Source organism: Actinomarinicola tropica (assembly GCF_009650215.1).
GTDB lineage: Bacteria > Actinomycetota > Acidimicrobiia > Acidimicrobiales > SKKL01 > Actinomarinicola > Actinomarinicola tropica.
The window spans coordinates 1,434,506-1,447,846 of record NZ_CP045851.1; the positions used below are offsets into that span (position 1 = coordinate 1,434,506).

Annotated in this window: 13 protein-coding genes; 10 read left to right on the forward strand and 3 right to left on the reverse strand. The window is 72.2% G+C overall.

Features of this window, described 5'->3' with window-relative positions; all coding sequences use genetic code 11:
- Positions 1 to 4 precede the first annotated feature (4 nt).
- Entirely contained in the window at positions 5 to 424 is a 420-nt protein-coding gene (locus GH723_RS07110; RefSeq protein WP_153759004.1) for an ArsI/CadI family heavy metal resistance metalloenzyme, read from the reverse strand.
- A 74-nt stretch (positions 425 to 498) separates the two neighbouring features.
- Here GH723_RS07110 and GH723_RS07115 point away from each other — a divergent pair, with 74 nt between their 5' ends.
- Positions 499 to 888: an ArsR/SmtB family transcription factor gene (locus GH723_RS07115; protein WP_153759005.1), complete on the forward strand. Its 390-nt coding sequence runs from the start codon at positions 499 to 501 to the stop codon at positions 886 to 888.
- On the opposite strand, the gene GH723_RS07120 is transcribed toward GH723_RS07115, so the two are convergent.
- The gene (locus tag GH723_RS07120; protein WP_153759006.1) at positions 855 to 1,586 is read right to left on the reverse strand and encodes a DedA family protein; all 732 of its coding nucleotides are present in this window, start codon (positions 1,584 to 1,586) and stop codon (positions 855 to 857) included. The two genes, GH723_RS07115 and GH723_RS07120, sit on opposite strands and share 34 nt — an antisense overlap.
- Before the next feature lie 111 nt (positions 1,587 to 1,697).
- Here GH723_RS07120 and GH723_RS07125 point away from each other — a divergent pair, with 111 nt between their 5' ends.
- The 7 genes from GH723_RS07125 (at position 1,698) to GH723_RS07155 (ending at position 9,207) form a co-directional block, all read left to right on the forward strand.
- On the forward strand, positions 1,698 to 3,326 hold the full coding sequence (locus tag GH723_RS07125) for a long-chain fatty acid--CoA ligase (RefSeq protein ID WP_153759007.1): 1,629 nt from the start codon (positions 1,698 to 1,700) through the stop codon (positions 3,324 to 3,326).
- Between the two features lie 19 nt (positions 3,327 to 3,345).
- On the forward strand, positions 3,346 to 4,059 hold the full coding sequence (locus tag GH723_RS07130) for a nitroreductase family protein (protein WP_153759008.1): 714 nt from the start codon (positions 3,346 to 3,348) through the stop codon (positions 4,057 to 4,059).
- 29 nt (positions 4,060 to 4,088) lie between these two features.
- A complete protein-coding gene (rsgA, locus tag GH723_RS07135) occupies positions 4,089 to 5,108 on the forward strand; it encodes a ribosome small subunit-dependent GTPase A (RefSeq protein WP_407650267.1) in 1,020 nt (339 codons plus the stop codon).
- A gap of 52 nt (positions 5,109 to 5,160) precedes the next feature.
- Positions 5,161 to 5,967, forward strand: coding sequence for an SURF1 family protein (locus tag GH723_RS07140; RefSeq protein WP_195210582.1), 807 nt, complete (start codon positions 5,161 to 5,163; stop codon positions 5,965 to 5,967).
- Between the two features lie 66 nt (positions 5,968 to 6,033).
- Positions 6,034 to 6,660 carry a transcriptional regulator gene (locus GH723_RS07145; protein ID WP_153759011.1) on the forward strand — a complete coding sequence of 209 codons (627 nt, stop codon included), beginning with the start codon at positions 6,034 to 6,036 and terminating at the stop codon, positions 6,658 to 6,660.
- Positions 6,661 to 6,671: 11 nt separating this feature from the next.
- The gene (gene dapA / locus GH723_RS07150; RefSeq protein WP_153759012.1) at positions 6,672 to 7,553 is read left to right on the forward strand and encodes a 4-hydroxy-tetrahydrodipicolinate synthase; all 882 of its coding nucleotides are present in this window, start codon (positions 6,672 to 6,674) and stop codon (positions 7,551 to 7,553) included.
- Complete coding sequence (locus GH723_RS07155; protein WP_153759013.1) at positions 7,546 to 9,207, forward strand: ribonuclease J; 1,662 nt, start codon at positions 7,546 to 7,548, stop codon at positions 9,205 to 9,207. The genes dapA and GH723_RS07155 overlap by 8 nt, the downstream gene beginning before the upstream one ends.
- 11 nt (positions 9,208 to 9,218) lie before the next feature.
- Here GH723_RS07155 and GH723_RS07160 read toward each other — a convergent pair whose 3' ends face one another.
- Positions 9,219 to 9,680 (reverse strand): hemerythrin domain-containing protein, encoded by a 462-nt coding sequence (locus GH723_RS07160; RefSeq protein WP_195210583.1) that lies wholly within the window; start codon positions 9,678 to 9,680, stop codon positions 9,219 to 9,221.
- A 170-nt stretch (positions 9,681 to 9,850) separates the two neighbouring features.
- On the opposite strand from GH723_RS07160, the gene GH723_RS07165 reads away from it, so the two are divergent.
- A complete protein-coding gene (locus tag GH723_RS07165; protein WP_153759015.1) occupies positions 9,851 to 12,316 on the forward strand; it encodes a DNA translocase FtsK in 2,466 nt (821 codons plus the stop codon).
- A 68-nt stretch (positions 12,317 to 12,384) separates the two neighbouring features.
- The gene (locus GH723_RS07170; protein ID WP_153759016.1) at positions 12,385 to 13,332 is read left to right on the forward strand and encodes a calcium/sodium antiporter; all 948 of its coding nucleotides are present in this window, start codon (positions 12,385 to 12,387) and stop codon (positions 13,330 to 13,332) included.
- The last annotated feature ends 9 nt before the right edge of the window (positions 13,333 to 13,341 follow it).

Here is a 13,341-nt window from a genome sequence, read left to right on the forward strand (position 1 = left end):
CCGCTCAGCTGCAGGCGCAGCTGTTGGTGCCGGCGCCGGCGACGACCACGTTGCCGAACTGCTCGCTGTCGGCCTTCTTCACGTACCACTCCCAGCGAGCGCCGTCGGGACCCTCGACCCAGGTCTCGGTCTTCTCGGCGTAGCAGCACATCGTGTCGTCGACGCCGGTCGTCTCGAGGCCCGATGTGCTGAGGCGCTGCTCGGCCTCGACGACCTCGGTGGCCGTCTCGGTCTCGACGCCGAGGTGGTTGATCGAGCCGGGGGTGCCGGCGCCGGCGAACAGCACGAGCTTGAGCGGAGGCTGCTCGATGGCGAAGTTGGCGTAGCCGTCGCGCACCTTGGCCGGCTCGGTGCCGAACATCCGGCTGTAGAAGTCGATGGCCTCGTCGAGGTCGGACACGTTGAGGGCGAGCTGCAGTCGCATCGGTGTGGGCTCCTTGGTGGTTATCGCTTCGATGACTGTCGATACGTTAGCCACACGCTTCGACAGGTGTCAATATGTCCCTCATGGACGTCGCCCTGTGCTGCCCGCCCGTCACCGACGCGGTCCTCGACGAGGACCAGGCGGCCGAGCTGTCCGGGTTGCTGAAGGCGCTCGCCGACCCCGTCCGGATCCGCCTCGTCTCGTTGCTCGCCGCCGCGCCGAACGGTGAGCTGTGCGCCTGTGATCTCCCCGAGCTGCTCGACCGAGCCCAGCCCACCGTCTCCCACCACCTGTCCCAGCTCACGAAGGCGGGGATCGTCGAGCGCGAGCAGCGCGGCAAGTGGGCCTGGTTCCGGCTCCGGCCGGAGCAGCTGTCGGCCGTCTGCGTCGCTCTCGGAGGATCCGCGATCTGCGGCCCCGACGGCGCACCTCAGTCCGGCGACCCGTCGCGGTCCGGCTCGTAGGGCTCGCTCGTCGACGTGCCCGGTTCCTCGCCCTCGAGGTCCTCGGGCATGGTCGTCAGTCCCGCCAGCTCACCTCGGCCGGTCTTGCGCTCGCTGAGCACGGTGAACGCCACCGCACCGATGCTCAGGGCCAGGAGGGGCAGCCGGTAGGCGGCGATCTGCTCGAGCACCCAGTCGATCGGTCCCTCGAACACGTTGCCGAGCACGCGGATGAGGTAGAGCCGCAGCACCGTGCCGGTCACGTTGGCGGCGATGAAGATCGCCGGCCGCATCCCCGCGGCGCCGGCGAACAGGCAGATCCAGTTGTTCGGGAGGAAGAAGACGAGCGGCACGCCCCAGCGGGTGAAGTGCTTCTCGACCCACCGGAGCGTGTCGCCGAGGGTCCTCGTGTTGCGCTCGACCCACTTGACCGCGGCGTCGCCGTAGAACCACCCGAGCAGGTAGAAGAGCGGGTCGCTCAGCACCAGCCGCACGAACCCGACGACGTAGTACGAGGTGGGGTCGAGCAGGTTGGTCGTCAGCGCCAGGTTGCGGTTCCGGGCGTTGAGGGCGATGAGCAGCAGCGGGTGGGAGTCGACGAGTGAGGGCGCGAGTGCGTCGCCCACGTTCGCCGCGATCGTGAGCAGCACGAGCGGCGTGGCGATGAGCACGAGGGTGCGCCGGCCCGGCGCGCGCCGGGCGGGGACGGGTTCGACCACGACGGCCGATTCTGGCAGGCGCGCCGTCGTCCGGGCGTGCGGCAGGCGGCTCGGCCGCCGCCTACGCTCCGTTGTGACCGACGACACGGCGGCCGACCGACAGGGGGACCCATGCAGGGCTTGATGCAGCAGACCCAGCTCACGCTGCCGCACATGTTCGAGCGTGCCGAGAAGTACTTCCGCAACAAGGAGGTCGTCACGGCGACGCCGACCGGCCGGCAGCGGATCACCTACGGCGAGTGGGCCGACCGCTCCCGCCGCCTCGGCGGCGTCCTCGACCAGCTCGGCATCAGCGCCGACGGGCGGGTGGGCACCTTCGCGTGGAACACCCAGCGCCACCTCGAGCTGTGGTTCGCGGTCCCATGCTCGGGTCGCGTCCTGCACACGCTCAACATCCGGCTGTTCCCCGAGCAGCTCACCTACGTGGTGAACCACGCCGAGGACGAGGTGATCTTCGTCGACCTCTCCCTCATGGGGCTGCTCGGGCCGTTGCTGCCGACGTTCACCACCGTCAAGCACCTGGTGGTCATGAACGACACCGGGGGAGAGGTCCCCGAGGTCCCGGCCGAGATCGAGGTCCACGACTACGAGGAGCTGCTGGCCGCCGCCGAGCCCGTCCAGTGGCACGTCGACGACGAGGACCAGGCGGCGTCGATGTGCTACACGAGCGGCACCACCGGCAACCCGAAGGGTGCGGTGTACTCGCACCGCTCGATCTTCCTGCACACGTTCGGAGTGATGGCCGCCGACGGCGTCGGCATCCGCGAGTCCGACGTCGTGCTGCCCGTCGTCCCGATGTTCCACGCCAACGCCTGGGGCCTGGCCCACGTCGCGGTGGCCACCGGCGCCACGCTCGTCATGCCCGGCCCCGACCTCTCGCCGGGAGCGCTCGTCGACCTCATCGAGTCGGAGCGCGTCACCGTCGCCGCCGGCGTGCCCACGATCTGGATGGGGGTGCTCGACGCCCTCGACGGGCGTGACGTCTCGTCGCTCCGGGCCATCCCCTGCGGCGGGTCCGCCGTGCCGAAGGCGCTCTCGGAGGGCTTCCGCCAGAAGATCGGCATGCCGATCCTCCAGGCGTGGGGCATGACCGAGACCAGCCCGGTCGCGTCGGTGTGCACGATCAAGTCCGAGCTCGGCGACCTCTCCGAGGAGGAGAAGGCCGACATCCGCTCGACCGTCGGCATCGTGTCGTTCGGCGTCGAGATGCGCGTCGTCGACCCGGACACACTGGAGGAGCGGCCGTGGGACGGCGAGTCCTCGGGTGAGCTGCAGGTCCGCGGTCCGTGGGTCATCCGCGAGTACTACGACGACGAGCGGTCACCCGAGTCGTTCACGCCCGACGGCTGGCTGAAGACCGGTGACGTCGCCACCGTCGACGAGCACGGCTACATCCGGCTGGTCGACCGCACGAAGGACGTCATCAAGTCCGGCGGCGAGTGGATCAGCTCGGTCGAGCTCGAGAACGAGATCATGGCGCACCCGAAGGTGGCCGAGGCCGCCGTCATCGGCATCCCGCACCCCAAGTGGCAGGAGCGTCCGCTGGCGTGCGTCGTCGTGCGCGAGGGCGAGTCGCTCGACAAGGACGAGCTGCTGGCGTTTCTCGAGCCGCGGGTCGCCAAGTGGTGGCTCCCTGACGACGTGCAGTTCATCGACGCGGTGCCGAAGACCTCGGTCGGCAAGTTCTCGAAGAAGGACCTGCGCAGCAAGTTCGAGGGCTACGCCCTGCCGACCGCCTGACCGCCCGTATCCTCGGGCCATGGCCGAGGCCCTTCCCGACGCCGAGGCGGTGCTCGACGCGATCGCCACGACCCGGGCCATCCGTCGCTACACGGACGACCCGATCCCCGAGGGCGACCTGGCGCGCATCCTCTTCGCTGCGACGCGCGGCCCCTCCGGCTCGAACCGCCAGGGCTTCCGCTTCGTCGTGCTGCGCGACGGCCCGGCGGCCACCAGGGCCAAGGCCGTGCTCGGCGAGGCGTTTCGCCGCGGGTGGTCGTCCAAGCGCACGGGCGACGGCTACGACGAGGGCACCGGCGTCCGGGACGACTCGCCGAAGGCCCGCACCGCGCGCGCCATGCAGCACTTCGTCGACCACTTCGAGGCGACACCCGTCGTCGTCCTGGCGTGCCAGCAGCACAAGCGTGGCCACATCACCGACGGGGCCTCGATCTACCCGGCCTGCCAGAACCTCCTCCTCGCGGCCCGGGCCCTCGGCTACGGCGGCGTGATGACGATGTGGCACGGGTTCGTCGAGGACGAGCTGCGGGAGATCCTCGGCATCCCCGACGACGTCGACCTGATGGCCACGATCCCGCTCGGGCGGCCCCAGGGGGCTCACGGGCCGGTGCGACGCCGCCCGCTCGGCGAGCTCGTCCACGACGATCGATGGGGTGGCGAAGCGCCGTGGGCCGTCGACCCACCCGGAACCCGCCACACGGGCGCAGGACCGCGCCGCGCCGGGGATCGATGAGCGACGACCGGTACGGCGCCCTCGTCGACATCGGGTGGTCGGACCGCTGGACGGCGCTGTTCGCCGAGGCGGTCGAGGACACGGGCGCGAGCGACGACGCCCGACCCGGCAGGGTGACGCGCCACGACGGGGTAGCCGTCATGGTCGCCACCGCCGAGGGTGTGGTCCAGCTGCCGGTGCGGGGGGTGCTCGCTCCGCCGACCGTAGGGGACTGGGTGGTCGTCGACGGGGGCGCCGTGAGCGCCGTGCTGCCGCGCCACTCGCTCATCCGACGGCGCGACGTGGACAAGGACGTCGAGCAGCTCATCGCAGCCAACGTCGACGTCGTCGCCTGCGTGTGCGGGCTCGATCGGCCCGTGAAGCTCGGCCGCATCCAGCGCACGGCGATGCTGGCGTGGGACGCCGGCGCCGTTCCGGTGGTCGTGCTGACGAAGGCCGACCTCGTCCCGGACGCCGCGGCCGAGGCGGAGCGGGTCGAGGCGGCGTTCCCCGCGATCGATGTCTACGTCGTCGACGCGCGTGGGGGGACCGGGCTCGAGCGACTCCGCGACGTGATCGCCGGACGCAGCGTCGTGCTCGTCGGGGAGTCGGGGGCGGGCAAGTCGACCCTGACGAACGCGCTCGCCGGCGAGGAGCGCGCGGTCACCGGCGAGGTGCGGAGGGGTGACGCCAAGGGCCGCCACACGACGACGGCGCGAGAGCTCCACCCCCTCGGCGACGGTGCGGTGGTCATCGACTCGCCGGGCATCCGCTCCGTCGGCGTGTGGGTCGACGCCGACGTCCTGTCGAGCTCCTTCGGCGACGTCGAGGACCTGGCGGAGGCCTGTCGCTTCAACGACTGCGCTCACGACACCGAACCGGGATGCGCGGTGCTCGCCGCCGTCGAGGGCGGAGAGCTGGCCCCGGCCCGGCTCGACGCGTGGAGGGAGATGGCGCGCGAGGTGGCGGCAGCCGAGCGTCGCGCCGATCCGCAGGCCGAGCGGCGCCATGGCCGCCGCGTCGCTCGGGTCGTCAAGGAGGCCAAGCGGCAGCGACCCGACCAGCGGTGACGTGCGGCTCCCCGACTGGGGGTGACGTCGTCCCTCTCGTACCCTGCGTGGCGTGTACCGCTTCGCGCTGCGCCCGCGCTGGATCCTGTCGCACCTGCTGGCCCTCGCCGTCGTCGTCGTCTGCATCGGCGCCGGCATCTGGCAGCTCGACCGCCTGGACCAGAAGCGCACGGCGATCGATCGCTACGACGAGATGTCGGCGCTCCCGACCGTCCCCGTCGGGGATCTGCTCGGCCCCGACACGCCCGAGGACGCGGTGGACGAGCTCGTCCACCGCCGGGTGAGCGCCACCGGCACCTACCTGGTCGACGAGCAGGTCACCGTCCGGAACCGCACGCTCGACGGCGCGCCGGGGCACTGGGTCCTGACCCCCGTGCTCCTCGACGACGGCACCGCGGTGGTCGTCAATCGGGGGTGGGTGCCGATGGCCGTCCTCGAGGACCTCTCGACGGCCGCGCCCCCGACGGGGGAGGTCGAGGTCGTCGGCACGCTGAGCGCCACCCAGGAACGGGGGACGTTCGGCGCCGTCGACGCGGCGGAGGGGCGGATCGTCGACTTCGCCCGGGCCGACATCGGCCGTCTGGCCGCGCAGATCGACGTGCCGGTGCTGCCCGCGTACGTGACCCTCGAGGGGCAGGTCCCCGACACCGCCGACGTCCCTGTGCCGGTGGAGCCGATCGAGCCCGACGAGGGGCCGCACCTCGGCTACGCCGCCCAGTGGTTCATCTTCGCCGCGATCGCAGCCGTCGGCTACCCGCTCATCCTCCGCAAGGTCGCCCGGGACCGGGCAGCGGAGGCGGCGGCGGACGGTGCCCCACGTGTGCGTCGCCGCAGCGCCAAGGTGCCGGTCGACGACTGATCGCCCGGTGCCGCCGGCGGACATGCAGCATGGGTGCGCCGGAGGGGCGCTGGTAGTGTGCCTCCGATGTCCCACCCGTCCCCGCTGCCGCTCCTGGTGCTCCACGGCCTGCGCCTGAAGGGGTTCGCCGACGTCTCCACCCTGGCGGCCACGAGCGGCGCCGAGCCGGTGTCGATCGAGCTCACCCTCGGCGAGCTCCACGGGCGTGGCTTCGTCCACCTGCCCGGGTCCGGGTCGCTCGGTTGGGCGCTCACCCGGGACGGCCGCTCGGAGAACGAGCGCCTCCTCCACCTCGAGCTCGAGCTCCTCGGCGCCCGGTCCCACGTCGAGGCCGCCTACCGGCGCTTCCTCGGCATCAACCAGGAGCTGCGGTCCCTCTGCACCGACTGGCAGGTGCGCGGCGACGCCCTGAACGACCACGACGACGTCGAGTACGACGAGTCCGTCATCGCCCGGCTCGGCTCGCTGCACCGTCGGGCCCGTCCGGTGTGCGTCGAGCTGTCGACCCGCCTCGCCCGCTTCGGTCGCTACGAGCGCCGGCTCGCGGCCGCGCTCGACAAGGTCCGCGACGGGGACGGCGGCTGGTTCACCCAACCGCTCATCGACTCGTACCACACGGTCTGGTTCGAGCTCCACGAAGACCTCCTGGCCACCCTCGGCATCGACCGCACCGCCGAAGCCAGCCACCTCTAGGAAGCACCCACATGCCTCGATTCGGCCGCGTCCTCACCGCCATGGTGACCCCCTTCGGCCCCGACGGGGCGCTCGACCTCGACGGCGCCGCGGCGCTCGCCCGGTGGCTGGTCGACAACGGCAACGACGGCGTGGTCGTCGCCGGCACCACCGGCGAGGCGCCCACGCTCAGCAAGGAGGAGCACCTCCTGCTCATCCAGGCGGTGCGCGCCGCGGTGCCCGACGCCGTCGTCGTCGCCGGTGCCGGCAGCAACGACACCCGTCACGCCATCGCGATGACCGAGACGGTCACCGACATCGGCGTCGACGCCGTGCTGTCGGTCGGGCCGTACTACAACCGGCCGCCCCAGGCCGGGATCGAGGCCCACTTCCGGGCCATCGCCGCCGCCACCGACCTGCCGATCGTGATCTACGACGTGCCGGGTCGCACCGGGCGCCGATTCGACCACGACGTGCTGGTGCGGCTCTTCACCGAGGTCCCGAACTGCGTGGCCTTCAAGGACGCCACCGGTGATCCCGCCGGTGCCGCCCGTCTGCTCGCGGCGGTGCCCGACCTCGAGCTCTACAGCGGCGACGACGCGCTCACGCTGCCCCTCCTCGCCGTCGGCGCCGTCGGCGTCATCGGGGTGTCCTCGCACTGGGCGGCCCCGGAGCTCGCCGAGATGGTCGCCGCCGTCGAGAAGGGCGACCTGGCCCACGCCCGGACGGTGAACGCCCGGCTCCAGCCGTCGTTCCGCTACGCCAACTCGGAGACGTGCGTGTTCTCGCAGTCGGCCAAGGCGATGATGAACGTGCTCGGCGTCGAGGTGGGGGAGTGCCGCCTGCCGCTCGGACCGGCGCCCGACGGGACGGGCGCGCGGGCCCGCGAGGTGCTCGAGGCGCTCCGTGGCTGATCCGGTCCGCATCACGTTCCTCGGCGGTCTCGGCGAGATCGGCCGCAACTGCGCCTGCATCGAGGTCGACGGCCGCATCATGCTGCTCGACTGCGGCCTGATGTTCCCGGACCTCGACATGCTCGGGGTCGACCTCGTCCTCCCGGACTTCACGTACCTGCGCGACAACGCCGACCGTGTCGAGGGCTGCATCACCACCCACGGCCACGAGGACCACGTCGGTGGGCTGTCCTTCCTGCTGCGGGACATCTCGTTCCCGATCTACGGCTCCGAGCTCGCGCTCGGGATCGCCCGCAACCGCATCGAGGAGGCCGGGTTGCTCGGGCGCACCGAGCTCATCCCGGTGCGCGACGGCGAGCGCCGCATGATCGGGCCGTTCGACGTCGAGTTCATCCCCGTCACCCACTCGGTGCCGCACGGCTTCGCCACCGCGTTCCACACGCCGCAGGGCACGATCCTGCACTCGGGGGACTTCAAGCTCGACCTCACCCCGGTCGACGGGCGCCTCACCGACCTCGCCCGGATGGGTCAGATCGCGAAGGAGGACGGCGTCCGGCTGCTCCTCGCCGACTCCACCAACGCCGAGGAGGCCGGTCACTCCCGGTCCGAGAGCTCGGTCGGCGCCGTCCTCTACGACCTCTTCCACGCCCACGAGGGGCGCCGGATCATCACCGCCAGCTTCGCCAGCCACGTGCACCGGGTGCAGCAGATCGCCGATGCGGCGATGGCGTTCGGCCGCACGGTCGTCACCATCGGCCTGTCGATGAAGAAGAACGTGCGGTTGGCGCGGGACCTCGGACTGCTGAAGATCCCCGACCACGCCATCCGCGACATCGAGGACGTCGGTGACCTCGAGCCGGGCAAGGTGTGCATCATCTCCACCGGTAGCCAGGGCGAGCCGATGTCGGCGCTCGCGCTGATGGCCTCGGGGGAGAGCCGCTGGCTGAAGCTCGGACCGGACGACACCGTCATCCTCAGCTCCCACCCGATCCCGGGCAACGAGATGAACGTCTCGAAGGTCATCGACGGTCTCGTGCGGCTCGGCGCCGAGGTCGTGCACTCCGGCATCGCCGACGTGCACGCCACCGGCCACGCCAAGGCCGACGAGCTGAAGACGCTCCACTCGATCACCCGTCCCGACTGGTTCATCCCCGTCCACGGCGAGTACCGGCACCTGCGCCAGCACGCACGGATCGCGGCGTCGATGGGGACGCCGGAGGACCGCATCCTCGTCTGCGAGGACGGCGACTCCGTGCTGCTCACCGACGACGGCATCGAGCGCACCGAGAGCGTCCCCGCCGGCTACCTCTACGTCGACGGCATCGTCGGCGACATCGGCCACGGCGTGCTGCGGGACCGCAAGGTCCTGGCCGAGGAGGGCGTCGTCGTGGTGATCGCCGCGGTCGACGTCGTCAACGGGGTCGTCATCACCGGCCCCGAGGTCATCACGCGCGGGTGGGTGCACGCCCCCGAGGCCGAGGAGCTGCTCGGCGAGGCCACCGAGGTCGTGCGTCAGGCGATCGAGGAGGCGCTGGCCGAGGAGGCGCCGGACGTCGAGACGCTCCAGCGGGTGATCCGTCGTGCCGCCGGCCGGTTCGTCAACCAGCGGACGCGCCGCCGACCGATGATCGTGCCCGTCGTGATGGAGGCCTGAGCCGCCGGCGCTCAGTCGGCGGAGGCCAGGTCGACCCAGTAGGCCTCGTACAGGAGGTCGGCGCCGGACTGGCGGTGCCGCAGCAGGTCGGTGAGCAGGGCGAGGGCCCGCTCGCGGATGCGCTCGGCGGTCGTCTCGGGCTCGGGGGCGTCGGTGACGAGGGCCTCGCGGAGGTCGTCGAGCTCGGCCCGCAGGCGGGGGTGCTCGGCGGTGAGGCGGGCGATGCGTGCGACGACGTGGGGGCTCGTGCGCTCGAGCTCGGGGAACAGGTCGCCCTCGGTCTCCTCCACGTGGTCGTGCAGCGCCCCGTCGAGCTCGTCGCAGACGAGCGCGACGTTGGTGCGCCAGACCGGGAGGTCGGCGAGGGCGGGCTCGGCGAGGGCCCGTTCGAGGCGATCCATGAGCTCACGCAGGCGCTCGCGGCGGGCCTCGGCCCGTGCCTGAGGCTCGGGGGCGGGGACGTGGTCGGACATGGCGCACCACCTCGCATCGGCGACAGCTCGACCCTCGCAGACCGGGTCACGGAAGGGAAGGGGCGATCGTCCCGGCGGCGTCGTCCACGGAGGGTCCTTGACCCCGCGCCACCGTCCGGCGACCATGGTCGGCGGGTGGAGCCCGTTGGTCCCACGCGCCCGAGGTCCCTGTGGCAACGAAGCAGTCCACCCGATCCCGATCCACCGCCGGCCGCTCCACGAAGGGGCGGGCCACCGCGCCGCCGAAGCCGCTGTTCGCCAGCGCGTTCGAGGGCCACGTCGCCGACGCGTGGGGGCTCGCCCTCGTCGCCCTCGGCGTCCTCGCCGGCCTCGGCATCTACGTCGACGCGGCCGGGGCGCTCGGCCGCCTCCTCGACGGCGCCGCCGGTGGCGCGCTCGGCGTCGCCCGGGTCCTCGTCCCGCCCGCCCTCGTCCTCGCCGGGGTGCTGCTCATCCGCAACGACGTCGACGACGACGGCGGCTTCCCCGTGCGCGGCGTGGTCGGGTCGCTCCTGCTCCTCGTCGGCGGCTCGGGCCTGCTCCACATGGGGCTCGGCCGCCCGGCGCTCGGCGACGGCATCGACGCGCTGTCCGACGCCGGCGGGGCGCTCGGCGCCGCCACCGGCATCCCCCTGGAGGCCGCGGCGTCGGTCTGGGGCGCGCTGCTCGTCCTCGTCACCGTCACCGTCCTCGGACTGCTCGTGCTCACCCACACGACGCTCCGCGCCGTCCTCGACGTCACCTCGGCGGGCGTGCGCCCCCTCGGCGACGTCGGTCGGCGGGCCGTCGGCGGTCTCTTCACCGGACCCTCGGGTGACGAGGGCGCGGCGACGACCCCGACCGACGCGACGCGGGTCGACGCCGCCCCCGTGAGCGAACCGACCGTCGTCGTCGGCGGCCGCGAGATCGTCGCGGACGACGCCGACGCCACGGCGGACGAGGCCATCGACCTCACCGACGCCACCGCGCTGTTCGACCAGGACGCCGGATCACCGCGCGCCGGTCGGGCCGCGCCCGAGCGGGCACCGGTCCCCGAACCCGCCGGCGATCCGGAGCAGCTCCACATCGACCTCGGGCCCGCCGCCACGTCGTCGCCCTGGAAGCTCCCGCGGGTCGACCTGCTGAAGAAGGCCGGACCGCACAAGGTCGATCGCTCGGCGGTCGAGGACGCCGGCCGCGTGCTCGAGCAGGCGCTCGCCGAGCATGGCGTGGAGACGCGCCTGGTCGGCATGGTCGTCGGCCCCACGGTCACCCGCTACGAGCTCGAGCTGGGTCCCGGCGTGAAGGTCGCCCGCGTCACGAGCCTCCACAAGGACATCGCCTACGCGATGGCCACCCCCGACGTCCGCATCCTGGCTCCCATCCCGGGGCGCCAGGCGATCGGCGTCGAGGTGCCGAACGCCCAGCGCGAGCTCGTCGCCCTCGGCGACCTGCTCACGTCGCCCGAGGCCAAGAAGGCGACCCATCCCCTCGAGGTCGCGCTCGGCCGCGACATCAACGGCACGTCGGTGATGCTGAACCTCGCGGCGATGCCCCACGTGCTCATCGCGGGCGCCACCGGTGCCGGCAAGTCGTCGTGCATCAACTCGATCATCACGTCGCTGCTGATGCGCTCCACGCCGGACCAGGTGCGGATGATCCTCGTCGACCCCAAGCGCGTCGAGCTCACCCAGTACGCCAAGCTGCCCCACCTGCTCACCGAGGTCGTCACCGACCCGAAGAAGGCGGCCAACGCACTCGACTGGGCGGTGCGGGAGATGGACCGCCGCTACGAGGTGCTGGAGGCCGTCGGCGTCCGCGACATCACGGGCTACAACGCGGCGTACGACCGCGGCGACCTGCGCGAGGCGCCGGGAGCCGGCGAGGTCGGGCCCGACGGCGAGCCGCTCGAGTACCCGCGGATGAGCTTCATCGTCATCGTGGTCGACGAGCTCAACGACCTCATGATGGTGGCCGCCCGCGACGTCGAGGCGAGCATCTGCCGCATCGCGCAGAAGGCCCGTGCGGTCGGCATCCACCTGGTGCTCGCCACCCAGCGGCCGTCGGTCAACGTCATCACCGGGCTCATCAAGGCCAACGTGCCGTCCCGCATCGCCTTCGCCGTGTCGAGCCTGGCCGACAGCCGCGTCGTCCTCGACCAGGGCGGGGCCGAGCGCCTCATCGGCAAGGGCGACATGCTCATGCTCACGGCCACGTCGAGCACCGCCCAACGCGTCCAGGGTGCGTGGGTCACCGAGGAGGAGGTCCGCGACGTCGCGAAGGCCTGGCGCAAGCAGGCCCCGGAGGTCACCTACAACCAGGAGGTCCAGGGCGACGGTGAGCCGACCGGGGCCGCGGCGCAGCTGCCCGGTGGGTCCACCGGCGACGAGGACGACGACGAGCTCCTGCTCCAGGCCATGGACCTGGTGGTGCGCAGCCAGTTGGGGTCCACGTCGATGCTCCAGCGGAAGCTGCGCGTCGGGTTCGCCCGTGCCGGTCGCCTCATGGACCTGCTCGAGCAGCGGGGCGTGGTCGGCCCCTCGGAGGGGTCGAAGGCCCGTGCGGTCCTCATGACGCCCGAGGAGCTCGACGGCGCCGGTCCGACCGCCGACGACCTCATCGGTCCCGACCAGCTCCCGGACGACCCGGCGTTCTGACCCGTCGACCGCGGGCGCCGGGTTCCCGGCTTGGAGGGGACCGCCGCCGGCAGCCATCCTGAACCGTCGTGCTCGTCCTCCACATCCTCTTCGTCGTCGTCGGCTTGGTCGTGCTGACCAAGGCCGCCGACCAGTTCGTGCTGGGGGCGGCCCGCATCTCGCTCGCTCTGCGGATCAGCGCCGTGGTGGTCGGCGCGGTGATCGTCGGCTTCGGCACCTCTGCTCCCGAGATGCTCGTCTCGACGCTCGCCGCGCTCGACGGCAACGCCGAGGTCGGCCTCGGCAACATCGTCGGCTCCAACGTCGCCAACCTCACCCTGGTGCTCGGGGCCGCGGCCCTGATCGTCCGGGTCGGCATCCACGACGGCGTGCTGCGGCGCGAGGCACCGCTCATGCTCGGCGCCGTGGCGCTCTTCGCGCTCCTGGTCCAGGACGGCGTCGCAGGCTGGGAGGCCGCCGTCCTCCTCGTCGTCATGGTCGCCGTGCTCACGATCATCATCCGCTCGGGCGGTCTCCCCGATCCCGAGCTCGAGGAGGAGGTGGAGGAGTTCGCCGACGAGGCGCACCCGCACCCGCTGAAGGGCGAGGTCGTGCGGACGGTGATCGGCCTGCTCGGCACGCTGCTCGGCGCGCAGCTGCTCGTCACCGGCGCGGTGGAGGTCGCCGACGCCGCAGGGCTCTCGGGCGGGTTCGTCGGCTTCACGCTCGTGGCGGTCGGCACGTCGCTGCCCGAGCTCGTCACCACGGTCGCCGCGGCCCGAGCCGGGGAGACCGACCTCATCGTCGGCAACCTGCTCGGTTCGAACATCTTCAACAGCCTGATCGTGGGGGCCACGATGGGGTTCGCGAGCGGGGGGCTCGACGCCCCGAAGCTGCTCGGCATCGGCGTGGTGATGATGGTGGCGATCGCCGGTGGCCTCGTCGTGCTGATGCTCGCCCGGCGGCAGCTCACCCGCATCGAGGGCGGCGGGCTGATCCTCGCCTACGGCGCGTCGGTGGCGCTGCTCGGCGTCTGACCGGCGGCG

Excerpts from the sequence above, each read along its gene's own strand:
- GH723_RS07110 (WP_153759004.1), bottom strand. The coding sequence starts at position 424 with ATGCGACTGCAGCTCGCCCTCAACGTGTCCGACCTCGACGAGGCCATC.
- GH723_RS07145 (WP_153759011.1), top strand. The coding sequence starts at position 6,034 with ATGTCCCACCCGTCCCCGCTGCCGCTCCTGGTGCTCCACGGCCTGCGC.
- GH723_RS07115 (WP_153759005.1), top strand. The coding sequence starts at position 499 with ATGTCCCTCATGGACGTCGCCCTGTGCTGCCCGCCCGTCACCGACGCG.
- GH723_RS07130 (WP_153759008.1), top strand. The coding sequence starts at position 3,346 with ATGGCCGAGGCCCTTCCCGACGCCGAGGCGGTGCTCGACGCGATCGCC.
- dapA (WP_153759012.1), top strand. The coding sequence starts at position 6,672 with ATGCCTCGATTCGGCCGCGTCCTCACCGCCATGGTGACCCCCTTCGGC.
- GH723_RS07125 (WP_153759007.1), top strand. The coding sequence starts at position 1,698 with ATGCAGGGCTTGATGCAGCAGACCCAGCTCACGCTGCCGCACATGTTC.
- GH723_RS07160 (WP_195210583.1), bottom strand. The coding sequence starts at position 9,680 with ATGTCCGACCACGTCCCCGCCCCCGAGCCTCAGGCACGGGCCGAGGCC.